This window comes from Pirellulales bacterium, from assembly GCA_019694455.1.
GTDB lineage: Bacteria > Planctomycetota > Planctomycetia > Pirellulales > JAEUIK01 > JAIBBY01.
In genome coordinates this window covers 96,985-122,721 of record JAIBBY010000007.1, presented here as the reverse complement: position 1 = coordinate 122,721, position 25,737 = coordinate 96,985, and the positions used below count along the sequence as shown (strand labels likewise).

The 25,737-nt window shown below is 61.9% G+C and carries 18 protein-coding genes and 1 tRNA gene; 10 read left to right on the top strand and 9 right to left on the bottom strand.

The window, feature by feature from the left end; genetic code table 11:
* Positions 1-75, bottom strand: a tRNA-Pro gene (locus K1X71_05075).
* A 92-nt stretch (positions 76-167) separates the two neighbouring features.
* Complete coding sequence (locus tag K1X71_05070; protein ID MBX7072498.1) at positions 168-1,319, bottom strand: Xaa-Pro peptidase family protein; 1,152 nt, start codon at positions 1,317-1,319, stop codon at positions 168-170.
* A 162-nt stretch (positions 1,320-1,481) separates the two neighbouring features.
* On the opposite strand from K1X71_05070, the gene K1X71_05065 reads away from it, so the two are divergent.
* Genes K1X71_05065 through modC form a run of 4 tightly spaced genes read left to right on the top strand, consistent with a single transcriptional unit; the run spans position 1,482 to position 5,467 of the window.
* Complete coding sequence (locus tag K1X71_05065) at positions 1,482-2,855, top strand: DUF1501 domain-containing protein (GenBank protein ID MBX7072497.1); 1,374 nt, start codon at positions 1,482-1,484, stop codon at positions 2,853-2,855.
* Between the two features lie 13 nt (positions 2,856-2,868).
* On the top strand, positions 2,869-3,720 hold the full coding sequence (gene modA / locus K1X71_05060; protein MBX7072496.1) for a molybdate ABC transporter substrate-binding protein: 852 nt from the start codon (positions 2,869-2,871) through the stop codon (positions 3,718-3,720).
* The gene (modB, locus tag K1X71_05055; GenBank protein MBX7072495.1) at positions 3,717-4,388 is read left to right on the top strand and encodes a molybdate ABC transporter permease subunit; all 672 of its coding nucleotides are present in this window, start codon (positions 3,717-3,719) and stop codon (positions 4,386-4,388) included. Before modA ends, modB begins: the two co-directional genes overlap by 4 nt.
* Positions 4,385-5,467: a molybdenum ABC transporter ATP-binding protein gene (modC, locus tag K1X71_05050; GenBank protein MBX7072494.1), complete on the top strand. Its 1,083-nt coding sequence runs from the start codon at positions 4,385-4,387 to the stop codon at positions 5,465-5,467. The genes modB and modC overlap by 4 nt, the downstream gene beginning before the upstream one ends.
* Before the next feature lie 37 nt (positions 5,468-5,504).
* Here modC and K1X71_05045 read toward each other — a convergent pair whose 3' ends face one another.
* Both K1X71_05045 and K1X71_05040 read right to left on the bottom strand, forming a co-directional pair.
* Entirely contained in the window at positions 5,505-9,251 is a 3,747-nt protein-coding gene (locus tag K1X71_05045) for a hypothetical protein (protein ID MBX7072493.1), read from the bottom strand.
* 556 nt (positions 9,252-9,807) lie between these two features.
* Positions 9,808-10,728, bottom strand: a complete 921-nt coding sequence (locus K1X71_05040; protein ID MBX7072492.1) for a hypothetical protein — start codon at positions 10,726-10,728, stop codon at positions 9,808-9,810.
* Positions 10,729-11,144: 416 nt separating this feature from the next.
* Here K1X71_05040 and K1X71_05035 point away from each other — a divergent pair, with 416 nt between their 5' ends.
* Entirely contained in the window at positions 11,145-12,659 is a 1,515-nt protein-coding gene (locus K1X71_05035) for a PRC-barrel domain-containing protein (GenBank protein MBX7072491.1), read from the top strand.
* A gap of 39 nt (positions 12,660-12,698) precedes the next feature.
* Here the strand turns inward: K1X71_05035 and glgX are convergent, their stop codons facing one another.
* From glgX to K1X71_05020, 3 genes are all read right to left on the bottom strand, one after another.
* A complete protein-coding gene (gene glgX, locus K1X71_05030; protein ID MBX7072490.1) occupies positions 12,699-14,858 on the bottom strand; it encodes a glycogen debranching protein GlgX in 2,160 nt (719 codons plus the stop codon).
* Positions 14,859-14,920: 62 nt separating this feature from the next.
* The gene (gene treY / locus K1X71_05025; GenBank protein ID MBX7072489.1) at positions 14,921-17,848 is read right to left on the bottom strand and encodes a malto-oligosyltrehalose synthase; all 2,928 of its coding nucleotides are present in this window, start codon (positions 17,846-17,848) and stop codon (positions 14,921-14,923) included.
* A 171-nt stretch (positions 17,849-18,019) separates the two neighbouring features.
* Positions 18,020-18,409 (bottom strand): response regulator, encoded by a 390-nt coding sequence (locus tag K1X71_05020; protein MBX7072488.1) that lies wholly within the window; start codon positions 18,407-18,409, stop codon positions 18,020-18,022.
* Positions 18,410-18,588: 179 nt separating this feature from the next.
* Between K1X71_05020 and K1X71_05015 the strand changes: the two genes are divergently transcribed.
* Both K1X71_05015 and K1X71_05010 read left to right on the top strand, forming a co-directional pair.
* Positions 18,589-19,101 (top strand): DUF488 domain-containing protein, encoded by a 513-nt coding sequence (locus K1X71_05015; protein MBX7072487.1) that lies wholly within the window; start codon positions 18,589-18,591, stop codon positions 19,099-19,101.
* Between the two features lie 258 nt (positions 19,102-19,359).
* Positions 19,360-20,703: a tyrosine-protein phosphatase gene (locus tag K1X71_05010; protein ID MBX7072486.1), complete on the top strand. Its 1,344-nt coding sequence runs from the start codon at positions 19,360-19,362 to the stop codon at positions 20,701-20,703.
* Positions 20,704-20,715: 12 nt separating this feature from the next.
* Here K1X71_05010 and rpiB read toward each other — a convergent pair whose 3' ends face one another.
* Positions 20,716-21,159 carry a ribose 5-phosphate isomerase B gene (gene rpiB / locus K1X71_05005; protein ID MBX7072485.1) on the bottom strand — a complete coding sequence of 148 codons (444 nt, stop codon included), beginning with the start codon at positions 21,157-21,159 and terminating at the stop codon, positions 20,716-20,718.
* Positions 21,160-21,192: 33 nt separating this feature from the next.
* Positions 21,193-21,672, bottom strand: a complete 480-nt coding sequence (locus tag K1X71_05000) for a flavin reductase family protein (GenBank protein ID MBX7072484.1) — start codon at positions 21,670-21,672, stop codon at positions 21,193-21,195.
* Positions 21,673-22,082: 410 nt separating this feature from the next.
* Here K1X71_05000 and K1X71_04995 point away from each other — a divergent pair, with 410 nt between their 5' ends.
* The 3 genes from K1X71_04995 to K1X71_04985 all read left to right on the top strand — a co-directional run bounded on the left by K1X71_04995 (position 22,083) and on the right by K1X71_04985 (position 25,716).
* Positions 22,083-23,582 (top strand): GGDEF domain-containing protein, encoded by a 1,500-nt coding sequence (locus K1X71_04995; GenBank protein ID MBX7072483.1) that lies wholly within the window; start codon positions 22,083-22,085, stop codon positions 23,580-23,582.
* The gene (locus K1X71_04990; protein MBX7072482.1) at positions 23,579-24,052 is read left to right on the top strand and encodes a hypothetical protein; all 474 of its coding nucleotides are present in this window, start codon (positions 23,579-23,581) and stop codon (positions 24,050-24,052) included. The genes K1X71_04995 and K1X71_04990 overlap by 4 nt, the downstream gene beginning before the upstream one ends.
* Before the next feature lie 281 nt (positions 24,053-24,333).
* Positions 24,334-25,716, top strand: coding sequence for a DUF1501 domain-containing protein (locus K1X71_04985; GenBank protein MBX7072481.1), 1,383 nt, complete (start codon positions 24,334-24,336; stop codon positions 25,714-25,716).
* Positions 25,717-25,737 lie beyond the last annotated feature (21 nt).

The window sequence follows — 25,737 nt, the reverse complement described above, 5'->3', positions numbered from 1 at the left end:
TCGGGGCGACAGGATTTGAACCTGCGACCTCTTGACCCCCAGTCAAGCGCGCTAGCCAAACTGCGCCACGCCCCGAACCTGTGGCGACTACCATTGGTCGTCGCCAACCGGCGTGAGCCCAATAGTTTACGGCCAGCGGAATCGAACGTAAAGACCGCCAGCGGGCGTTACGCCTCTTGATCGATCTCTAATTTGAGGTGCGAGAGCAGTTCGTAGCCTGTGTCGGTGATCAGGTAATTGCGTTCGTAGCGCATGCCGGCCACTCCGGGATGGTATTGTCCCGGTTCCAGCGTGATGACGTCGCCCGCCAGCAAAGTGTCGGAACTTTCGGGTACGATGTACGGCGGATCGGGGTGGCCTAGCCCAATGCCGTGACCGGCGTGCGTGTGAAACGTGTCGGCGAGATGCCGCGAGGCGAACGAATCGCGCACCGCGTCGTAAAGCTCGCGGCACGATTGACCCGCTTTGAGCAGCGACTCGCCGGTGGCCATGGCGGCCAGGCACGCCTGGTACAGCCGCCGTTCCTCGTCGGACGGCCTGCCGCCGCAAACAAAGGTGTTGGCGCAGTCGCCACGATAGCCCCGCACCACCACCGAGAAATCGAGCAGCACCAGATCGCGCGGTTCGATCTCGCGGTCTGAAGGAGGACCGCCCACCTTCTGGCAGCGCGGTCCCGACACAAAATCGCCGTAGACGATCACCGCCTCGCCAATCGCCTGCTGGGCGGTGTCTTGCACCAGTTGAAAGACTTCGAGTTCTTTCATGCCCGGGCGAACCTTGGCCAGGGCAGTGTTAAAGGCCAGATCGCTGGCCATGAGAGAGCGGCGGATAAGCGAGACCTCGTCGGGATCCTTGGCGCGTTTGAGCTGATGAATGACGGCGTCGACGGGCACAAGTTCCACGCCCGATCGTAGTTGGCGCAGCCCGTCGATGATTCCGACCGGTGTGACGGCGGCCTCGTAGCCGTAGCGGCCGGCCTTGAACTTGTCGAGTTGATCGAGCGTGGATCGCACCAGGGCGGCCTCGCGATGGGGCGCGCTCTCGCGGCCGCGATACCAGACGGGGGCGACGATTTCATCGACAAACGCCTGCTCGGCGAAGGCGTGTAATTGATTGTCGCAAACGAGCGTGGCGCGGCCGTCGGCGGCCAAGATCAATACCGCCGCCGCGTTGGTAGTGCGAAAGACGAACGGCGTTTGATAGTAGTTGGCAAAATACATCTGGTGCTGCGGATCGAACACCAAGGCGTAGTCAACCGGTCGATCCAGACTGGCGAAAAGTCGCGCGCGGCGAGCCTGGCATCCTTCGAGAGTCAGCATGACAACAGTCCCCTTTTTGGGCACGGAGATGAGTGCGGCGTTCATTCTGAGCGATTTTGACCGGCGATGCGAGCGCTGGGGCCGGCGCGAAGTTGCCGCCGTTATGGCGGGCTGCTACTATCGACGCAGCTTACCGTACTGCGTTTGCTGTTGGAGCGCATCATGCTCAATCTGGTTGGCGACGGCACGTTTCGCACCTGCGACGGAATCACACGGCGCGACTTTTTACAAGCGGGCACGCTCGGCGCGCTCGGCTTGTCGCTGCCGCAGTTGTTGGCTGCCGAAGCGCGCGCCGCCAGCCGGCCGCACGACAAGCGCAGCGTGATCATGATCTTCAATCTCGGCGCGCCTAGCCAACTCGACACCTGGGACATGAAGCCCGAGGCGCCGGCGGAGATTCGCGGCCCGTTCAAACCGATCTCCACGACCGCCAGCGCGATACAGATCTCCGAGATTTTTCCGCAAATGGCGCGGCACGCGGACAAGTTCTCGCTGGTGCGCAGTTGCTACCACACGGCCGCCGCCGTACACGACACCGGGCATCAGATGATGCAGACGGGGCGATTGTTCTCCGGCGGCGTCAACACGCCGCATGCGGGTTGCGTGACCAGCTACCTGCTTGGGCGCCGCACTGATCTGCCGGCGCATGTGGTGCTGCCGGAGCCAATGGGGCGCACCGGCGGCAATTTGCCGCATGGACAAGACGCGGGCTTTTTGGGCAAGTCGCACGATCCGTTCGTGCTGATGGCCGACCCGGCGAAGCCCGACTTCAAGGCGCCCGATCTGCTGCCCCCCCCCGAGATTGGCACGGCGCGGTTGGATCGGCGGCGCAAGATGCGGGCGATTGTCGACGAGACCGTGAAGAGCTTTGAAGCGAGCGAGTCAGCACAATTGCTCGACAGCAACTTTGAAGCGGCGTTTCGGCTAATGACCAGCCCACAGGCGCGCGAGGCATTTGACCTAAGCAAGGAGCCGGTGGAGGTTCGCGAACGGTATGGGATGACGCGGTTTGGCCAGTGCTGCCTACTTTCGCGGCGGTTGATCGAAGCGGGGGTGCGGTTCGTCACGGTGAACACGTTTCTTACGGTGTTCGACGAGATCACCTGGGACATTCACGGTTCCAAGCCGTTCACATCGATCGAGGGCATGCGCGACATCGTGGCGCCGATGTACGATCAGGCGTATAGCGCGCTGTTGGAAGATCTGGATCAGCGTGGCCTGTTGGGGGACACCCTGGTTTGCAACTTGGCCGAGTTTGGTCGCACGCCGAAGGTGAATCCGGCCGGGGGACGCGACCATTGGCCACAATGTTGGACGATTCAATTCGCTGGCGGAGGAGTGCAGGGAGGGCGCGTTGTGGGGCGCAGCGATCCGATTGGCGGCGTGCCGGCCGAGCGGCCGGTCGATCCGGCGGAAGTGGTGGCGACCATCTATCGCAGTCTGGGTCTGGATCTTGAAACCAAGCTGCCGGGCCCACAGTCGCGCCCGTTCCCGCTGGTCGATTTTGGCAAGCGTGCGATTGAAGAGTTGTTCTGATCGCGAGAGGCGCATGGCCGGCAGGCAAGTAGACTCGCCTTTGCGCCGCACGGCGTGGCCGTATTGCGTTTGTTTTCTCGGCATCGCGCTATTATGCGGTTGTAGTGGATCAGCAGCCAGCGGTCGCGCTGACAATGACGCCGCGCGAGTCACGATCTTCGCGGCAGCCAGCACGACCGAGGCGCTGAGCGCCGCGATCGACGAGTATCGCGCCCGGCATCCAAACCAGAGGATCGTCGCGTCGTTCGGCGCGTCGTCGATACTCGCGCAGCAGATCGCCGCTGGCGCCGCGGCCGATCTATTCTTGTCGGCTGATGAAGACTGGGCGCGATATTTGGCGGAACGGAAGTTGGTCGCTCGCTCGCAGATACTGCTTTCCAACTCGCTGGTCGTGGTGGTCCCCCAAGACAGCAAGGTTGAACTATCGTCGCTCGGCGTTCTGGCGAAGCCGCAGGTGGGGCGCGTGGCGGTGGCCGACCCAGAGCATGTGCCCGCCGGTAAGTACGCTCGCCAGGCATTGGAAACGTTGAAGATCTGGGAGGCGGTTCGCGGCAAGATGGTGAGCGGCAACGATGTGCGTTTCGCGCTGGCCTATGTGGAAGAGGGCGCGGCCGACGCCGGCATTGTGTACGCGACCGACGCGCGGGCGTCGAAGAAGGTGCGCGTCGCACTGGCGATTGACCCGGCGCTGGCGGGCCAGGTGCGCTACCCGATCGCGCTGCTCAAAACACAGGGCGCAGCGAGCGACGAGGCGCGGGCGTTCTATGATTGGCTTTGTACTGCCGAGGCCGCGTCGATCTTCCGCGGCTATGGATTTGCGGCTGGAGAAGTCTTGAATGTCGCCAAGGCGGAATTGTCTCCATGAACGCGGCGGACTGGATGGCCGTGTGGTTAAGCCTGCAAGTGGCCACCTGCGCGGTATTGGGTATGCTGCCGCTCGCCGTTGGACTCGGCTACGTGCTTGCCCGCTGGCCCTATCGGGGGCGTTGGATTTTGGAGACAGTGGTCAACCTGCCGCTGGTGCTGCCGCCAGTGGTAACCGGTTGGCTCTTGCTGGTATTGCTTTCGCCGCGCGGCGGCGTTGGCGAGTGGCTCGACGCGATCGGGGTGCGCGTGGTGTTCACTTGGCAAGCCGCGGCGCTGGCTGCCGGCGTGGTGAGCCTGCCGCTTATGACCCGCGCGGCCCGCTTGGGATTTGAATCTATCGATCCGCGATTGGAACAGGCTGCCCGCGGACTGGGCGCCGGCCGCTGGCGAACATTTTTCGCGATCTCGCTGCCGCTGGCGCGGGGGGGAGTGGTGGCGGGCGCGGCGCTAGGGTTTGCTCGCGCGCTGGGCGAGTTTGGCGCCACGATCATGCTGGCGGGCGACATACCGGGCGAGACGCGCACGTTGCCGCTGGCGATCTTTAGCCGCGCCAACCAGCCTGGAGGATTAGAGACAAGTTGGCCCTTGGTGCTGGTCTCGATCGCGCTGGCGTTTGGGGCGTTGGCGACGAGCGAATGGCTACAGCGGCGAGGGGGCATCTCATGAGCGCCGTGCGGTTCGCTTGCCAGCACCGTTATCGTTCGGGCTTTGAGTTGGACCTGGCATTTGAGACCGGCGAAGGGATCACCGCGCTGTTTGGCCCGTCGGGGAGCGGCAAGACGACGGTCTTGGAGATGATCGCCGGATTTCGCGCGGCCGATCGGGCAACGATCCATGTGGCGGGCGACGTATTGGTCGACACGGCGCGGGGAGTGAATCTGCGTCCTGAGCAGCGACAAGTAGCGATTGTGGCGCAGGATCAATTGCTGTTCCCGCATTTGAGCGTGAAAGACAACTTGCGCTTTGGAACGCGGCGGCGCGGCGCTGTTGGTAATGGAGATAGTAATGGCGTCGACGCGGAGCGCGTGATTAGCGTGCTGGAACTCGCAGATCTGCTGGAGCGCAAACCGGCGCAGCTATCTGGCGGACAGCGACAGCGGGTGGCGCTGGGTCGGGCCGTGCTGTCGTCGCCGCGTTTGCTGTTGCTTGACGAAGCATTGGCCGCGCTCGACGTGTCGCTGAAGGATCGCATCTTGCGTTACTTGGAACGCGTGCTCTGCGAATGGAAGTTGTCGACGCTGTTTGTCACGCATTCTCAAGAGGATGTGCGGCGATTGGCCAGCGAGGTGGTGGTGATCGATGCCGGGAGAGTGGTGGCTCAAGGCAGCGTGGAAACCGCGCTTGCGCAGCCGACGCCGCTCTCGTGGAGCGACGCGACGGGGCCGATGAACTTGCTGCGCGTGGACGATTGGCGGCAAGTCGACGGCCGGCCCATGGCCAGCATTGGCGAGCAGCAATTGCAGTTGCCAGCGGCGCCGGAACAGGCGGGTGAGACGCTGGTCGCGTTCTCTCCCCGGGACGTGATTTTGGCGCGCAGCGACCTGGCGGGCATGAGCGTACGCAATCATCTGCGCGGGCGCGTGACGCAGTTGATCGAACTAGCGCAAGGGGTGTTTGTCGAGGTCGATGTGGGACAGCGCGTGTGGGCGGAAATCACCCTCGACGCGATGCGCGAGCTGGGGCTGGAGCGTGGCGCCAGCGTGGTTTGTCTGGTGAAGACCCACAGCCTGCGGATTGTCCGCTAGCAGCGGCCCTTCGCCCTGGCTGGCGTCAGGCGCCAACCTAGTCCCAGTCGATAAAGTTCTTCTTGGAGATGTTGCCGATGCCAAAACCCTTCTCGCCGAAGTTGTAATTCTGCAGCACTTCTCCCAGCGCGATTCGCACGTGGAACAGATCATTCGGGGAACCGAGGACAGTCCCTCCCTGCCCGATGGAATCGCGACCATCGGTGAAGCCTTCGGGCTGCGCTTCTTCGATGGAGTAGATGCCGTCGACCAGATCGGCGAAGGTGTACTTGCCGTCGCCATCGGTGTACGTCACTTCGGTGTCGAGGATGGCGGCGGTGACGGAATCGCGAATGAACAGGGTGATCTTCACCCCTTCCAGACCGCGCTCGCCAGTTTCGCGCAAGCCGTTCTCGTTGGGGTCGTGATACACGTAGCCGCTGATGCTGCCCAGGCGATCCTGCTCGGTGATGGTGGTCACCACGGAGTCTCCGCTAGCAGCGAGGTCGGCATTGGTGATTTCCGAGATTCGCGCGCGGAAGGTTTCGGCGCCTTCGGCCAGCAGGTCGCCAACCACGTTCACCGTGACGGTGGCGGTGGTTTGACCAGCGAGAATTGTGATCGGCTGGGTGATGGGCGGCAGTTGCACGTCCTGGCCGACTGTGGCGGTGATGCCCTCCAGCGCGAAGCGGAAGGTGACGTCGCGGCCACTGACTGTATTGAGGCTGATGGTGTATTGAATTGGCGTGAGGCCGCTGTCTCCCTCTTCCACGGTCGTCGGCCCAGTGATGGAAATTGTGGGGGACGCGTCATCATCGGTGATAGTGGCTTCGGCAGTGGCGTCGGCCAACTTGGCAAGATTGGTGGGATTGCTCAGCACCACGCGGAAGCCTTCGTCGTTCTCGTCGAGCGTGTCGCCGACCACGTTGATGGTGATTGTCTTCGAGGTTTCACCGGCCGCGAAGGTTAATACGCCGTTGGTCACTGCTTCAAAATCAGCGCCGGCGGTCGCGCCATTGGGCGTGGTGTTGTAATTGACAGAAATTGGCGTGTCTGACTCTTTGGAGAGGGTGACGTTAAAGACGAATTGGGTGAACGGACTGTTGCCAGTATTGCCCTCGACCTTGACGACATCGGAGATAGAGATAGAAGGAGCGTCGTCGTCGAGAATGGTGCCGATCGCCTCCTGACGGTCGATAGTCGCGCCTTCGGCGTTGGCCAGACGGACCTTGAAGATTTCATCGGCCTCGATGGTGGTGTCGCCAAACACCTGGTAGGTCACCGTTTTGGAGGTTTCTCCCGGCGCGAATTCCACGGTGAAGCCGGCGCCCAGGTAATCGGCGTCGGGATCTCCAATCGAGCCGCCGCTCTTGGCCGCGTTGGGAATGCCGTCGATCGGCGTAGTGAGGGCATCCACCACGACTGGTAGCGGCTGTCCGCTCGGCGACGAGAGAGTAATGGTGAAGGTGATGTTGGTTGTGCCCGAGTCGCCTTCCACCACCTGGCTATCGGCAATCGAAATCTTCGGCGCTGTGTCGTCGTTGGTGATTGTGCCGACGCCATCGGCGGTAGTGATGGTGGCGCCAGTGGCTTCCGTCAGTCGAACAATCAGCGTTTCGTCCGCTTCGTAGATCGCATCGCCGAGCACCGTCACGGTGAACTCTTTGGAAGTCTCGTTGGCGGCGAAATTGATGACTTCGGACTTGGCGGTGAAGTCAGCCAGTAGCGGCGCCACGGCGGTCGATTTGGCCGTGCCATCCTCGGTGGTGGAGACCGTGACGCTCGTGGGGAGCGCGGTGGCGCCGGTTCGAGTGATGGTGTAGGTGAGGAGCGTGGTTCCGCTATTCCCCTCGGCGATGGTTGGCGAGCTGATCGCGAGCGTGGGAGCGGCGTCATCGTTCAGGATGGTTCCCTCGGCCACGTCATCGGCGATGGTGGCGTTGATCGAATTGGTGAGCTTTACCAAGAACTTTTCATCGGCCTCATGGACGAGATCGCCATTGATGGTGACGGTGAACGACTTTTCGGTTTCGCCAGGAGCGAACGTCAAGAGACCGTTATTGGTGACATAGTCGCCGCCTGCGCCCGACGAGGCCGTGCCGTTCTGCGTGCCAAAGCTGACGCGCACCTGCTGAGCGCTGGATGCGCTGAGGGTGGCGACAAAGGTCATTGTCTTGGTCCCGGCGTCACCTTCGGTGATCGAGACGTCGGCAATGGACAGTGTGGGGGGGCCATCATCGTCGGTAATGGTCCCGGCACCGACGCCCTTGGCAATTGTTGCGCCCACCGCATCCGAAAGGTTGGCGGTGAACGTCTCGTTGCCTTCGTCAAGCAGATCGCCATTGATCTTCACCTCGACGTCCTTCGAGGTTTCGCCCGGCAGGAAGTTCACGGCGAAATTCGTTAGCGCTTCGTAATCGGCGCCCGGCGGCGTGGAAACGGCGGTGCCGTCTTGCGTCGACACATTCACCGACACAGGGCTGGCCGATGGGTTGCTGAGCGATATCGTGAACTTGAGAATTGACTGCCCGGCGTTCCCTTCGACGATCGACACGTCGTTGATCGACAACGCGGGTTGCGCATCGTCGTTGTTGATCGTGCCAATGGCCTCGGCCTGCGTTGGGCTGAGCACCGCGTTGCCGCCAGTGATGCCGGTGAGCTTCACGAGGAACCGCTCATTTGGCTCGAAGGTGGTGTCGCCATTGATGGTGACGCTGATCGTGCCGGTGGTCTGGCCGACCGCGATCTGCAACGAGCCGGTTACCGCGACGAAATCGTCGGTGGCGCTGGCCAGATCGGTGGCGCCGGCTTCGGTGAGCGCCAACGCCTCCCAGTCGATGGAGACCGCCTCGGTGGCGGCCTGCGAAAGAGTGACGGTGAAATTGAGCGTCTTCGTGCCGGCGTCCCCTTCTGCCACGGAGTTGTTGGCGATCGATGCGGTGGGGGCGACGACGTCGATGCTCTTGGCGCCAAACAGCACCTGAGTCTCAGGATCGAGGGCGCTCTCGTCGCCGTGGATGCCATACTCGTGGTCGTCATCGTCGGCCGCATTCGAGGCGAAGTTTAATGTTCCCACCGCCGTTGCCTGCATGGGAACCTTCCATAGCAGCCGCTCGGTATTGTCGGTCGTGGCGAAGCCAAACCCGCCCGCCTCGTCGATCAGGCCGTCGACACTGGCATCGCCGTCTTGTTGATTGGGGAAATCGGCGCCGTAGGCCAAGCTGCCAGTCACATCGGCAAGACCTCCCTGGTAGGTCACATCGACCCAAGCGCTAAAGACGCCGTCGCCATCGGCGCGCAGATCCTGCACATAAGCTCGCAACTCAAAGGACTGACCGACGTTCAATGTGGTCAACTCGACGCCGTTGCTGTCGGTGACTTTGAGGATGACCTGCATGAGATGCGTGTCGGCCTCGGCGTTCAACTGATTGACCACGCGCAGCGCGTCGATGGCGCTCACGGCGCCATCGTTGTTGACGTCGTACAGCATGCTCGGCGTGGCGGCCGCTTGCGGCGCGGCGGGGAGGTTGGCGGCCATTAGATTGGCGGCCATGCCCAACCGGCGCGAGCCACCGCGATTGAGTTCGTTGATGATCGCCAACGCGTCCATGGCGGAGGTGCGCCCGTCGTTGTTCACATCCGTGGCATTGGCCGTGTTGTGCCAGGCGTTGTAGCCGTCGATGGCGAGCAGCGCGCGGCGCTCAAGGGTTTCGAGCTGCAGCGAGCGCTTTTGAAGCTGCTTCTTGGTCCCGATTGGGGCAGAGGCGAACCGGCGAGTAATCAAGTGCAGCGGATTCAGATTCATGGATCTCTCTGCTCTAGGTTTCCTGGCAAATTGGGCCAGCGCGCAACGAAATGGCCTGTCCCAGCGCGTAGGGTTGCGTTGGTTGGCTCCTGCCACCCGGTTCATCCGGTGAAGACCGCGAGGGGGTTACCCACGCGGATCAGGAGAGTTCCTGCCGATGACCGGCCCCAGCCCGGAAACAAGTCAAGAGATTCCGGTAGGGAAAGGTCGACGCGTTCCGTCGAGATTTCCGGCAATGCTTCCAAGGTAATTAAGGACAAACGGTCCGGCAACGACCAAAAAGCCAATTGCGACGGCTTTTCTTAGGTCTGTCTGGCGCCATCGGCCGGCGTAATGCCAGTGAATCCTCGGCGGCGCGAATGGGGACCGCTGGCGAGCGCAACCTGTCGGCTGATCCGCCGGTTTTCACCCAGGAAATGCCGCATTAGTCTTGCGCGGGAATTGCGCTGCGATCGAAGCGCAAGCGGGGGTGTCCCCAAGACGCAGCCCCTACTTTAGGAGGGGCGATTGCTGTTGCTGACGCGTCTGACAAGCGCCGCGGCAGTTGCGCGGCCTGTTAAGGAGCGGCAGGCGCCCGTGCGATGCGGCGCGACACCGGAACGGCCTCGACCAGATCGGTGGGCACCAGCTTGGGGGGCGCGGAGTCGTCGACAATTGGCTCCAGTTCCTGGTCTTCCGCAAGGACTGGCGCTTCGGCCTCGTGCGAATCTAATGAGTCGATAGACGGCCGCGGCGCCGCAGTATGCGTTCGCCTGGCCAGCGGCACGCCAAAACCGCTGTAATACATCGGCTGCTCCTGGGTCGGTTGGCGCATCCGCGCGACAAGGGATTGGCCGGCGACAACGAGAGGATTCTTCGCGGGCGGCGTGTTCGTCGCGCCATAGCCAATTGAGTAACCGGCGTAGGTGCGTGGCGCCGGAGTGGCTACGTTCGGACTACGACGCTTGGCGACTGGTTGCCTGGGGGGCTGGACCAGCGCCAGCGCTGGCTGCTCGATTCGTAGCAGCACTTCCCCCTCTTTGAGTTCTTCAGGCGTCACTTCTTCCGGCGCGCTGCCAGGGGGAGGCTCAGCGGGAGTTGGCTGCTGAATGGCTGGAGTCAGGGGAATCATCGGCACGACTTGCGGCGCCACCATGTAGGGCGCGGCGACGGGGACAAACGTTCCCGGATACCCCGATGCCACACCATACGACATGTTGGCGCTTGTGCCGCATTGGCCACACTGGCCGCATTGCGGACCGCAACCATAAGCGCCGGGATAGCGGGGCCGCGCACAAGGGTCGCCGTATACTGGGTGCGCCCATTTGCCATACCCGGGACAACATTCGTAGGCGTGATATCCGGGACCGTGGCCAATGCCGATCGAACGGCACCAGGGGGAATTGTCGAGCGCCTGCGCCGCGCCGCCCTGATATGCCCATGCGGCCGCGAGCAACACGCCTCGACCAAGGTTCGCGATCCATCCACGGGCCGGCATGGCTTCTCCAATCGAACGAGTCGGACGCCGCATACGGAACTGCCTGCCGCGCGCGGCGCGGATTAATGCTTTCATCGAAACAGCAGCATGCTGAAGTCGAGTGGCGAATCGCCAATTCAGCTCGCAGCAACTGGATGCCGCGCTAGTTGTGCCGACCCGGCAAACTGCTCCAAGGAGCAGCACGTTTATGTGTCGTGCGGCGGCCACGAACTAGCTACGCCCGACAGCCGCCGCCTTTGCTCCACTGGACGGTATCGGCCTCTTTGCTGAGGCGGGTGGCGCCGATTGTACCGAGTGCGCCGGACGCCTGGAGCCTGGTTTGGCGACTTGTCGCGCCGCCGCGTGGAATGGCTGAACGCGGCTGTCTATTGTGGAACCGTATGTGTTTGACTCGGGCATCTTCCCGTGAGCTACTCATGACATCGCGAATTGGATTCTTCTCGCTCTGCGCCACGCTTTGCCTAGCCAGCGCCGCCGCGCGCGGCGACTCCTTTGTTGTGCCGACCACGATGATGCAATACTCCAAGCTGGTCGGCGCGCCGATCGTCGCGAGCGATGGAGCGCCGTTGGCCAAGCTCGACGACGTGATGATCGATGCGCGGAGTGGCGAGATCTTGGTGGCTGTGGTCACACTGACTGGCGACGGCAAGCGCATGGCCCTGCCCGCCTGTCAATTCACGCCGCGCCTGCGCGACGAAAAGGTGGAGCTCGTTTCGATCCACGATCGCGCGCATCTGGAGAAAGGACCGGCATGGGATGGATCCATCGACAAGTTAGCGGATCGCGCTTGGCTGGAGACCTGCTACCAACACTACGGCCTCGGCCATTGCTGTCCGGTGAATGATCCCTATTGCGGCTGGGGGCCGCGCGGCGCGCTGGAATTGCTGTACGCCAACGCGACCGATATCGAACTTCAAGGCAAACTCATTCGCGCGGAGTTGATCGATCTGGTGGAAGGGCTCTGCCCGGCCGTGCAGCTCTTTGTCGACGTCGAAGGGGTCACACGGCGCGTTGTGCTGGGACCGAATTGGTGGGTGCTTGGCAGCCATCCCAAGTTGACCAATGGCGCCACCATCCAGGTGCGCGGGCGCGAGTTGCGCATTCCCGGGTATGATCTGTCGCCGGAGCCGGTCGTGATGGCGGCAACAGTGACCAACGAAGCCAGAGCTTGGACCATTCGCGACGAGCAGGGACACGCCGGCTGGTACGCAACGCTGGCGGGATTGCCATATCTGACGGGCGCCGAGATGCTCGCCGCGAACGTCTATTTGCCCAGCGACGCCCGACTGGGAAAGGTGGTCGACCTGGCCATCGATCTCTTGGCCGGCAAGGCGCGGTACCTGGCAGTGGAACCGGCCGATCACCCGGAAGAGGCGTTGTACGCGATTCCGTTTTGCGTGTTGACGCCGATTCGCATCGAGAACGAATTGCGGCTGCGGCTAGCAGTCGCGCCGCCGATCACCGCGCCGCGCTTCACGCGCGAGACCTGGAACATGGCGCTGGCGCCGGAATGGGGCGCTTACGTGCTGGACTATTACGGTTGCCATCACTGCTGGTACGAGCAGCCGCTGTTCACGGCGCTTTACGATCCACGCGGCGTGGCGCAAATGCGCGGGCGGATTCTTTCGATCGAACACGCCACGGGGATCGCCGCGGGGCTGAACGCGCGGTCGACGGGCGAAGTCATTCGCATACTCTCCGCCGATGGTCCTGTGACCGTGGAGCTTGCCCCGGCCGAATTCTTCTCGCGGCACGAGGCACTACTCACGCGCACGGGTCTGGTCACCGTTTGGGGATGGTGGTGCGACGAGTGCCACTTGATTGCGCGGCGGATTCAGATCGGCGAGGTCGTCCTGGACCTGCGCGACGCAAATGGTCGACCCTTGTGGCTCGAAGCCGCCAGTCCGGCGCCCGCGAGCGAGCAGCTTTGAGCGGCGCGCCGTAGCGACGTCATCGGAGCGCTCCAAAGCCTAGAGCAACTCCTCGGGCGTGGTGATCTTGGAACGCAGCACCGCCATCGAGCAGGGGGCGAGCGTCATTTGCCGTTCGAACACCGCGTGTTGGTCATCGCGACCATTCGTGAATTCGACCGCGGTGTTGATCAACAGCTCCCAAGGGGCGCCGTCGCCCGGCGGCGGCAGAGTGAAGGGAATCTGGTTGGCATGATCGGCGTTGAACAGCATGAGGATGGTGTCGCCAGAGATCGGCGCGCCGCGATCATCGACATCGATTTGTCCGCCAAAGAGTTGCACACCTAAACAGCGGACGAAGTCGCCTTTCCAGGCTTCGTCAGACATTTCGTTGCCGGAAGGCTCCAGCCATTTGATTTCTGGGGCGCCGTCGCCGCGCAGTTCCTTGCCGTGAAAGAAGCGGCGGCGATGAAACACCGAATGCTCGTGAAACACTTTGATTACCCAGCGGGTAAACCTGAGGAGCGATTCTTGACGTTCGTTCAACGACCAGTTGAGCCAGGTGAGCTCGTTATCCTGGCAATACGCGTTGTTATTGCCTTGCTGGGTGTGGCCGATTTCGTCGCCGGCGAGCAGCATGGGTACGCCTTGCGACAATAGCAGTGTGGCGAGAAAGCCGCGTTTCTTCTTATCGCGGAGCGCGATGATCGCGGGGTCGTCGGTGGGACCTTCCGCGCCGCAGTTCCAGCTAATGTTGTCGTCGGCGCCGTCGCGATTGTCCTCGCCGTTGGCCTCGTTATGCTTCTTGTCGTAAGAGACCAGATCGTTAAGCGTGAAACCGTCATGGCAGGTGACAAAATTGATGCTAGCGTGCGGCCGGCGACTGCTCCACTCATAGAGATCACTGGAGCCGCAGATGCGGGTGGCGAATTCGGAAGCGATGCCTCCGTCGCCTTTCCAAAAATGCCGGACGCAATCGCGATATTTGCCGTTCCACTCCGACCATAAGGCCGGGAAGTTGCCCACCTGATAGCCTCCGCTCCCCAGGTCCCACGGCTCGGCGATCAATTTGACCTGCGAGATGATCGGGTCTTGTTGAATGATGTCGAAGAACGCCGACAAGCGATCGACCTCGTGTAACTCGCGGGCGAGCGTGCTGGCCAGGTCGAAGCGAAACCCGTCGATCCGCATCTCCGTGATCCAATAGCGCAAGCTGTCCATAATGAGCTGCAACACCCGTGGATTGCGCATATTGAAGGTGTTGCCGCAACCAGTGTAGTCGACGTAGTAGCGCGGGTCGTCTGGCGAAAGTCGGTAGTACGCCGCATTGTCGATGCCACGAAACGAGAGTAGCGGCCCTAGCTGATTGCCCTCGGCTGTGTGGTTGTAGACCACGTCCAAAATAACTTCGATGTCGGCGGCATGCAGCGTGCGCACCATGGTCTTGAACTCGCGAACCGCGTCGGCAGGGTTGTTGTTCGACGCGTAACTCGGCTCCGGCGCGAAGAAGCCGATGGTGTTGTAGCCCCAGTAGTTGACCAGGCCCCGATCCACCAGATGGCGATCGTCGGCGTGCGCGTGCACAGGCAGCAGTTCCACAGCCGTGACGCCGAGGTTGGTGAGGTAGCGAATGGCCGCCTCGGAACTGAGGCCGGCATAGGCGCCGCGGAGATTCTCTGGAACTTCGGGATGGAGTTTGGTGAAACCTTTGACGTGCAGTTCGTAAATGAGCGTGCGGTTGACGGGCGTTTGCGGCCGTCGATCGTCGCCCCAAGTAAAGGCGTTGTCGATTACCGCCGCCAGTGGCGCCGCAGCGGCGTTGTCGCGTTCGTCGAACGAAAGATCGGCCGCGGGATCGCCAATTTTGTAGCCCCACATTTCGTCGCACCAGCGCGCCTCGCGGCCAATTGCCTTGGCGTAGGGATCGAGCAACACCTTATGGTGATTGAAGCGGTGGCCCGCCTTGGGGTCGTAGGGGCCATGCACGCGGATGCCATAGAGTTGGCCCGGCAGCACATCGGGAAAATAGCCGTGCCACACCTGGTCGGTGTTGTCGGGCAGCGAAACGCGATACGACTCGCGCTCTGCATCAGGAGAGTCGAAAAAACAGATCTCCACTTGGGTCGCGTTTTCCGAATAAATCGCGAAATTAGTGCCGCTGCCATCCCAAGTGGCGCCGAGCGGATAAGAACGTCCTGGCCAGAGCCGCAGCTTCGACATGGAGTTTTGATTTCTTTCCAAAGAGTCTCGTCGGATGGAAGCGCGAAGGTTTCGCGATGAGGTTAGCCTTCCAATAACGCGACGGGAAATTGAGCCAACACGTCGGCAACATCGATAGCGCGATCTTGCGACGCGCCTACCCAGCGCTCGGTGAGGCAATCGCGGCACTCGACGGCCATTTCGGCCGGCAACCGTAGGGTCGTGCCGCGCCACCAGGCCGCCGGTCGCCAGCCCGCGGCGCCAGTCGCGGGACTTGCGTTTGCCTCGCGCCAAGCAGCGAGTGTAAAGCGCGGAGTGACGCAAACCACGTGCCGCCCCTCGTGTTGCCGCGCGAAGGCGCACACATGCTCCGCGCGCGATCCTTCGACGTTCAGCGGGACGTAGCCGCCTCGCAAGAAGAGGTCGGCATGCGCGCGGCGATAACGCAGCGCGCGACTGACGACAAACATTTTCACTCGCGGGTCGGGCCAAGCCGCCAGCAGCCCGCGCACTGTTTCATTAAGATTTGATTCCGCCGCGGCGTCGAGTTCACTCAAAAGCGCCTGCCGCGCGCCAAAATCAACCGGTCGGCGGTTGTCGGGATCGACCAGACTGAAATCCCACAACTCCGTGCCTTGATAGAAATCTGGCACGCCAGGCGCGGCGATCTTGATCAGCGTTTGCGCCAGGGAATTGGTGAATCCCGCCGACGCGACATGGTCTACCAGGCGCGTCAGCTCGTGAAGAAATTCCGGGCTTTGCGCCGGATCGAGAATCGTCCGCGCGAAATCGGCCACCGCCGCGTCGTGTTCCTGATTGGGATTCAGCCAACTGGTGTGGACTTTGGCTTCTTTGAACGCCTTGTCGAGGTATTGAAGGATGCGCTCCACCAGTGCGGAGCGTTCCGCCTCGTTGGGCGCGGCCAGTGGCCAGACGCCCAGCAGGGTTTGGTAAAGCAAGTACTCTTCGTTTTTGTCCGGGGCCATGACGCCATCGACATCGATTTGCCGAGAGGCGTTCAACTCGCTCCAGTGGGCCACGATTTCGGCCCATTCATCGGGCATTTCGGCGAGCACGTTGAGCCGAGCCCGCGTGTCCTCGCCGCGCTTGGTGTCGTGCGTGGCGGTGGCCAACATGGAGAAGGGCCAAGCACTGTGCCGCTCGATATTGCGCCGATGAAACTGATCGAGGCTTACGCCGGGAATCGCCGGGTCGCCACCTACTTCGTTCAACGAGGCCAACGGATAGTCGCGGTAAAACGCCGTGTCTTCCACTCCTTTGGCCGTGACCGGCCCGGTGACCTGTTGGAACTTGAACACGAAATCGCGGCGCACCGCGATCTCTTCGTCCGAGAGGCCATCGGGATCCTCCAGCAAGAGCACCGAGGCGATGAAGTCAAAAAACGCCGAGCTCATTTCGGGGTTGCGCCGCTTGGCGAAGCGAATCGCGGTGGCAATGCGGCGACGGTCATCTTCGGTGGGTTGGCTTTCGCCCGGCCGGATGTAGGTGCGATACACGGGGAAGCAGGCAATCACCTCGCGCAGCGCGCGGCGCAGCGACGTGCGCGTGAAATCCCGCGACCAACGGTGCTGCTCCGAGATGCGATCCAGTTGTCCGGCCAGCACATGCAGTTCGCTGGACATGGAAACGTTCAGGATCGTCTTCTTGCTCGCGTAGAGCACGTCGGCAAAGCGACTGGGCGCGTCGATGAAGCGGGCATAGCACTGCCTGAGCCGCACGGCGCCTTCGCGGTGCACAAAGAGCCCGTTCAGCAAATTCAAAAAGTCGTAGCCGGTGGTGCCATTCACCGGCCATGCGGCGCACAGCGTTTCGTCGTGGGCGAGGATTTTCTCCACCGCGATGTAGAAACTGGCGGGGGGCCCAGGCGGTGGAGCATCGGGCGTCTGACCAAGTTGCCGGTACGCGTCCTGCAGGTTTTCGAAATATTGCTGTGGATCGAGCAGGCCATCGGGATGGTCGATCCGCAGGGCCGTAACCCAGCCCCGGCGGATGAACTCGAACTGCAAGGCATGCACCGCCTCGAACACTTCGGGGTCCTCGACGCGAATGGCCGCCAGTTCGTTGATGTCGAAGAAGCGCCGGTAGTTGATCTCGTCGGTGGCCACTCGCCAGTAAGCGAGCCGATAGGGTTGCCGCGACAACAACTGCTCCAGGCGGTCAAAACTACGTGGGTCGTGCTGGCGTCCATTAAGTTCGCGCAGCGCGCCGTTCAGAGCGTCGCGAATCGCGGCGCTGATTTCGACCAGCGCCGCCAGGCGGCGGCGCGCCACTTCTTTTTCTCGGTAGCGCTGCTGCACCAGTTCAGGATCGCATTCATCCTGCGGCGGCAGATTATCGAGCGCAGTGGCAATGCTCTCCAGCTCCATGCGGTCCGGATCGTCGGGCGACATTTCGACCGCGACCGCCTCGAGCGCCAGCCGCAGCACGTCGGCCCAGGTGCGCGGCGCCAGAGGAAATCGGCGGTCGTGATAGGCGACTTTGAGCCGCTGATCTTCCCAGACAATCTGCAACTCTTGGTTTTCGAGCGCGCGGCCATACTGCTCGCCGAGGATCGGCAACAACACCTTTTGCTTGAGCGCGTCTTTAGGCGGATCCCAATCGACGTCAAAAAAGTTGGAATAGACCGAACTGCGGCCGTTCTCCAGCAAGTCTTGCCACCACAAGTTGTTGGGATCGTCGATGCCCATATGATTCGGCACGACGTCCATCATCAACCCCAGTCCGTGCTGCTGCAGCGACTCCGCCAATTGGCGAAAATCTTCATCTGTGCCGAGCGCGGGGTCGATCTGACGATGATCGACGACGTCGTAGCCGTGCGTGCTATGCTCGCGGGCGCGCACCAAGGGAGAGGCGTAGGCCGCTCCGATGCCCAGCTCCGCTAAATATTCGACCAGCTCGCACGCTTGCGCGAAGCGCAAATTCGGCCCAAACTGCAGCCGATAAGTGGAGACCGGAATGTGATCGGGTATCAGGTACACCGCACTGCGCAATCCCTGGGTTCATTCAGGCCCGCGGCAGGAAGTGCGACGTCGCAGGCGCGTCGGCAGCCGGCGCCACAGCCCGAACGGGCCGAATTAGTGGGGCCAATCGTGGCCTACAGGCCGGCTGCTGCTAGCAAGATCGTAGTGGATTGCGCGTCACTTGGGCAAGCGCGGTCGCGGTTACGCTGTTCGGTCGTCATTCAAGACCGACTGCAACTGGGCTAGCGCGATCGGCTTCACCACATGGACATCAAATCCCGCCTCGGTCGCGCGGCGGCGGTGATCCTCGTCGGAATACCCCGTAAGCGCCACTAACTTGATCGCTTCCAAACCCGGCACCAGTCGCAATTGTCGTGCGAGCTCAAAGCCGTTCATGCCCGGCAGTCCAATATCCAAGAGCGCAATGCTCGGCTTGAACTCGCTGGCCACGGTCAACGAGCGGACGGCGTCGTTGACGACACGCGACTCGTGTCCACAATGCTGGACCAACGTGCCAATCAAATTGGCCATGTCGACATTGTCGTCGACAATCAAGACTCGGCCAGGTTGTCGCGCGACAGGAGATGACACGCCATGAGCCAGTCTGTTCAAAATGGAGGCATAACGTGGGACACTGAATCGGCGCCACGTTCCGCTTCAGTGTCCCACCCTGCGGCGCGCGTCGTCAAGATGGCGGGAAGTGGCCGATTCGACGCCAGGTTGCATCCGGGCCGATTCAGAAGCGGATGCCCGCTGATTGGGGATTTGCCATGATCTACACGCTGGGCCACTCGACGCGGTCGATCGACGAGTTCGCCGATCTGCTCTTGGAGAACGGCGTTCAGCGCGTGCTCGACGTGCGCCGGTTTCCGGGCTCGCGCAAGTTTCCGCATTTCACCGGCGATACATTTCAGCAAGGACTTGAGGAGCGCGGCATCGGCTATACGCATCTTCCCGAATTGGGGGGGCGCCGCTCGGCCGGCGGGGCCGATGAGGGAGGCTATTGGCGAAACGCCAGCTTTCGCGGTTACGCGAAATACATGCAGTCGCCGGAATTCCGACAAGGTATGGAACGGCTCTTGGCGTTGTGCGACCAGGAAACATGCGCCTTGGTTTGCGCCGAGGCTGTGCCGTGGCGCTGTCATCGCAGCTTGATTGCCGATTGGTTAGTGGCCGCGGGGCATTCGGTAACGCACATCATGGGCAAGGGAAAACGGCAGCCGCATACGCGCAATCCGAACTCGCGGCTCATGCCAGACGGAACGCTTGTGTACGTGGCCTGAACCACCTTTTGGCGACCGACCGCGCCATTTCGACTTCGTTGGCCGTCCAACTACGCTGAGTTCGCAGGTGAATCTTGGTAAAGCACTGCGCGCCAGTTCAGAAGCCGTTGATGGATTGCGTGAACCTGGTAAGGAGTCTGCGGTCGACTCACCTCGCCATTCCGCGCAGACTGACAATCGCGAACTGCTAGCACGTGTTTGGGTTGACCCAAAAAGTCGATCACACCTATAGTCGCCCCGGTGGTTCGGACGACAGCAATGCCAGCAACTCAGGTGTGGGTGAGGATGATCCAACGCTTCTGGTCCCAACCATCGCGAGCGGCGCGGTGGTTCGTATTGGCGCTGCTACTGGGCGGCGTGGTCTACGGACTGTCGCAGCTTTGGTGGATCTATCACGCCAAGCGATTTCAAGAACTGCGGGCGGGCGTCTTCTATCGCACTGGGCAGCCCACCGAAATGGGTGTGCGTTATCTGGCCAGCAACAAGGGGATTCGAACGATTGTGCGGCTGCAGAGTTTCAACCCGACGCTGAAGCGCGGCATCTTCGATCCTGGTCAGCCCAGCGGCGACACGGAAATCGACTTCGCGCGGCAGTTGGGACTTGCGTACCGCGCTTGGCCCTTGGGCGATGAAGCGTGTTGGCCTTGGCCGGCGCCTTGGCACTTTGAGCAGTTTTTCAAACTCGTTGACGACCCGGCCAATCATCCGGTGCTGGTGCACTGCCAGGGAGGACGCCACCGCACGGGAACCATGTCGGCGCTGTTCCGCTTGGAATACGACCGCTGGCCCGTGGAGCGCGTTTTGGCAGAGATGTACTCGTATCAGTTTGGTCCGCGCGTGCCGGTGCAGGAACACAACTTGCGGACCTATTTTCCGCGGCCGCGCCCCGATGCCGCGACCTGGAAACTCCTGCTCGCCAGATTCGCGCCGGTGCTGAAGCGGTCGCCCAGCGATTACGAGTCGCTGGTGCGGATGCTGCGGTCTCGTCGAGGCGGAGCGGTAGACGCCGTGGCGCGCGCCGCGCTAGCGGCAAGAGAACCGTTTTCGCTGTGCGTGGCGCAACGATTGATCGACGCGCCCGACGATCCGCTCGCGCAGATCACCACGCAATACGCCGCTGAGTTGTTAACAGCGGTTGGGGCCAACCCGATCGAGCGTTCGATCGCCGCGGCGCTGGTCGCCGATTTTGGATCGAGCGATCAGCAAGCGGCTTTGCTCGAACTGCTCGTTGCCGAGCCAAAATCAGGCCCGGTCAGCGAGCGCTATGCCGCCCTTGTGCGCGGCGTGACCAACCGCTACACCGGAAACCGATTGGCCTATTTGCGTCCGCTATTGGACGATTTGCGTAAGCGTCCCGAACCAGAGGCGGTTGGCTTGCGCTATTGCGACACGGCCGTGGCGCGATTGACGTCGATCGTGGACGAGACGTTTTACGATCGCAACCAAGCCAATAGTTGGGACTCTGGACGCGGCAAGGCAGTGACTTGGTTCGCGGATCACGCGAAGGAGACGCAACTTACGCATCTGCTGCCGCCGACCGGCAAGGACGTGATCCGCGTGATTCGCGCGGAGAATTTGGTCGACGAACGACAACTGCAATAGTTGGTCGGCGGGTCAGCGTCCTTCTGGCGGATGATCGAGCAGATAAATGCGCCGCTCATGTCGGCCCCCTTCAAACGGGGTGTCGAGCCAGACGTGGACAATCGCCAAGGCGTCGTCGAGCGAGACCATGCGCTGGCCCAGCGAAAGCAGGTTCGCATCGTTGTGCTGACGCGCCAGCCGAGCGGAGTCCAGGTTCCAACACAATCCGCAGCGCACTCCAAGCACCCGATTGGCGGCCATCGCCTCGCCATTGCCGGAACCTCCCAGCACAATGCCGCGTTCAAACTCGCCAGCCGCCACGGCCAGAGCCACCGGACGAATAAACAGCGGATAGTCGACGGGCGATTCGGAGTCGGTTCCGAAGTCTTGAACTTCATGTCCGCATTGCGACAGTTCCGCGATAATTGCTTGTTTGTAGCGATAACCGGCATGATCGGAGCCAATGGCAATTCGCATGTGAGGTTGCCTCGCTGAGTTGCGGCCGAGCCATTACTCGGTCGATTCGATTTGTCGGTAGCGTCCGCAGTAATACAGCAGTGGTTCGCCTTCGCCTGCTTCGCCAGCGACGATCTCGCCAACGAAAATATCGTGGTCGCCACCACGATACACTTCGACCACGCGGCAATCGACCCAGCCGAGCACGCCGTGGAGGATCGGCGCGCCGGTCACGGCGGTGTGCAATGGAAGATCGCTGAAATCCTTAGGCCCCGCCATGGCGAAGCGCCGCGACAAGTCTTCCTGATCGCGGCGGAGCATATTCACGGCGAAGCAGCGCGACGATTTCAGAAATTCATAGGTGAAACTGCAACGGTCGATCGAGACCAGCACCAACGGCGGATTCAACGACAGCGACGCGAACGCGCTGACGGTCATGCCGGTTTGCTCGCCGCCTAATTGCGTTGTGACTATCGTGACACCGGAGGCGAAATGCCCCATAATTCGGCGCTGCAACACGGGATCGAATGGCACGGCGAGGTAGTTCCTGTAGGACCAGAGTTACATCAGCAAACATAGCCATCGCAGGATTTGCGGCAATGCAATGCGCGCATATGCCATCGCCTGCCGCTACGAAATTGCAAGGCACGCCATTCTAATGTTCGAGTGCCCGCATCGCATGCCCCTGGCTGGAGCAGCAAAATATTGCTTTGCCCCACATCCCTAGCGGCGGTCGGCCGCTAGGCGTGCCAAGGGCACCTGCCGGAAAGAGCGTCATAATCCAAACACCGCAGACCAGAGGCGCCGTCGAAGCGGCGAAAACGACGCATCAGAGGGTGAAATTCGCGCCCATTGGCGCCGGTTTCCTGGCCTATGTTTGTTACGGGGCAAGCGCTCTGGATGTCCGAGCGCTGTCGTTTTCATTCGATCATGAGTTGCCACCCATGCTGCTTGCCGAACATTCGTTTTTTCTTGCCGCCGCGGGCCGCATCCTGCATGCCGCCGTGTATTTAATTGCCGGCGGAACTTGTGCCTGGTGGTGGCTTCGCCGCGAGGCCCCCGTTGCCGCGGCGACAACGCCCACCTTGGAACTGCCGCCGCCCGTCGCCAACAACACATTTGACCAACACAAGGCCGAGGCGCTGCTGGCGCAATTGCACGAACTGACGACCGATGTGGCGCACGGGGTGGGCGAGCATAGCACGCACGTGGCGGCGATCAGTCGTGAGTTGACCGTGATGTCGGCGTCCAGCGACACCGCCGCCGCGGCGCCGGTGGTGCAAGCGATCGCCAGTTTGTTGGCGGCGAACACTCGCTTGGAAGAGCAACTCGCGCACGCTTCGAGCAAGATGCAAGAACAAGCGCACGAATTGGAGGTGCAACTTGCCGACGCGCTGACCGACCCCTTGACCGGCATTCCTAATCGGCGCGCGTTCGATCGCGAAATGTCGCGGCGCTTGCCAGAATTCCGGCGCATGGGCACCCCGCTGTCGCTGGTGATGATCGACGTCGATTTTTTCAAGAAGTTCAACGACACGCACGGGCATCAAGCCGGGGACGAAGTCCTCCGCTGCGTGGCGCGGGTGTTGAAGGAGACCGTACGCGACATGGACCTGCCAGCTCGATTTGGCGGCGAAGAGTTCGCTGCGATCTTGCCCACCGCCCGGATCGATGTGGCGAAGCAGGTGGCCGAGCGCATTCGAATCGCGATTGAGAACGCGCGAATTGAATTTCAAGGCGTCGAGTTGCGGGTGACGGCGAGCATTGGCGTGGCGGAAATCTGCACCGCGGACGACAAAGACAGCCTGGTGCAGCGCGCCGACCAAGGGTTGTACGCCGCGAAGAAGGGGGGGCGCAACTGCGGCTATTACCACGATGAGCGGCAATGCTTGCCGATTGTCGCAGGCCAAGGCGCCATTGCCAGCGCGAAACCGAGCGGCGAAGCCGAGGACGAAGCCGGGACGAACGAGTTCTTTCGTGAGCTGGAACGGCTCATGAAGCGATTGAAGAGTTCGCCGCAACCGGCGTCCGCGCTGTTGATCGCCATGGTGGGACCGGGCGCTGGCGCCGATGCCGAATGGCAGCGAACCGCGCATCTCTCGACTTTGACCGGTATTCGCGAGCATGCGGCGGAGTGCATGGTGGCCACGCTCAAACCGTTCTGCTACGGAGTCATTCTCAACGACAAGGACGCCAACGGCGCCGTCGCAACTGCAGACTCCATTCATTCTCAACTGGCCTTGCTGGGCCTGGCCGGACCGAACAAACCGCTCACTGCCAGCTTTGGCGTGGCCGAACATCGCCCGGGCGACGACGCGGCCTCGCTGTTGGCCCGAGCAGAAGAATCGCTGCGGTCGTCGCTAGCAGCCGGCGGCGATCAGATTTATTTCCATACCGATCAGACCACCCGCCCGATGATGGCTGACCTGCAGATCGCGCGATGACGATTCTATACGATTCTTATTCCGTTTCGCCGGCCACGGCGGCAGTGGCGCTGGCCATCGATCCGCAGACCCTTGCGGAGCCACCAGCGGCTGTCGCCACCATGATCGCCAGATTACACGCCGCCGAAGACGACGCCGACGAACGGCGCGAGCATTCGCGAAGGCAAGTAATCGCCACGGTGATTGTCTTGCCATTGGACAAGTGCGGACAGCCAAGCGACCCACCGTTTAAGGCGTACACGCGCGATCTGACGACACACAGTATTGCGCTGTTGCACACACGATCGTTGCCGCATCCGCATGCGCTGTTGCGCATTGCCATCCCGGGTCGGCCGCCGCGCTGGCTGCAGATTGAAGTGCTACGGTGCCGGGCATCTGGGGCGTTTTACGATATCGCCGCCATCTTTCGCGGCGAAATTCCAACCGACTCCGCGACCGCCGCGGGGCGCAAGTCGGACGGTCGCGATTAGCGATCGATAACCCTCTAGCCCGTAACCTGTTATCGCAGAACAAGTTGCACGCGTTTTTTCAGCCGAGGCTAGTTGCAATGTCGTTTCGCTCCAAGATATGATCATGCGCTGATCGGTGAAGCGCTGGCCGCCAACGACTGCTGATGGAATGGATTGCCAGTAGCGGCCAACAAGCGCTGGAACTGATAGTTGGATTTGCCCGGCAGATGGCAAGCCAGGTGACTAGCTCAGCGCAGTCATGTTGCGTCCCAGTAGGTTCGTCTTCAAATGCCAGGAGCGCGATGATGCTGACGATCTGGGGAAAATCGAGGATCGGCCGCTGCGACGGCGTTGCGCGGCGCGACTTCATCAAAGTGGGCGGCCTGGGCGCGCTAGGGCTCACACTGGGCGACGCTCTGCGAGCGCGCGCCAGCGCAACCGCTGCTGGCGCTCCGACGAACGACAGAGCCGTAATCTTGTATTGGGTGGATGGCGGCCCTTCGCATCTGGAAACATACGACCCCAAGCCAGCGGCACCGGCCGAGTTTCGCGGCATGTTTGGCACGATCGAGACCAGCGTGCCGGGAGTTCGCATCAACGAACTACTGGTGGAACAGGCGAAAGTGATGGACAAGGTCTCGATTTTGAGATCGGTGCATCACGACAACGGCGATCACTTCGCGGCCGCGCATTGGATGCTCACCGGTTACCTCGGCTCCAACTCGGCCAACCTCGATCCGCAATTTCCATCGTGTGGCTCGATCATCGCCAAGATGCGCGGCTCGAATCGCGGTGGCATGCCCCCCTATGTGGCGATTCCACAGGCGATGACCGTTGGCCTGCAGCCGGGCTACTTGAGCGGCGCGTATTTGGGAGTCGCATACAACCCTTATAACACCGGTGGCGACCCCAATGCGGAGGGGTACAAAGTCGCCAATCTCGATTTACCCACGGAGGTGAATCTATCGCGAGTGGACGACCGCAAATCGCTGCTCGGCTCGCTCGATCGCATCCGGCGCGAATCGGATCGCAGCGGACTGATGAACGGGCTCGATTCGTTCAATCAACAGGCGTTTGACCTCGTGACCGGCGACGCGGCGCGCAAGGCGTTCGACATCAGCGACGAAGACCCGCGCACGCGCGACAAATATGGGCGCAACACCTACGGACAAAGCGCGCTCTTGGCGCGGCGACTGGTGGAGGCAGGCGTCACCTTTGTGAACATTCACAACGGCGGCTGGGACCACCATTGGGACCTGGAGTCGGGCATGAAGTCGCGCTTGCCGAGCTTTGATCAATCGGTGGGTGCGCTGATCGACGATTTAAGCCAACGGGGCCTGTTGGATCGGGTGATGGTAGTGGTGATGGGCGAGTTCAGCCGCTCGCCACGCCTAAATGACGGCGGCAATGGCGGCGCGCCCATGAGCATGGGCACGCCCGGGCGCGACCATTGGGGCAACGTCATGTCGGTGTTGATCGGCGGCGGCGGCGTCAAAGGCGGCCACGTCATTGGGGCCTCGAACTCCAAGGGAGAGTTTCCCGTGGAGCGCCCCCTGCTGCCGGCCGATGTGCTGGCCACCATTTACCAGTCACTGGGCATCGATCTGGGGGCGTACATCATCAACCGCGCCGGTCGTCCCACGGCGATCAACAACAACGGCGCCCCGATCCACGAACTGCTGTAACAGGTCGATCCGGCGCGTCAG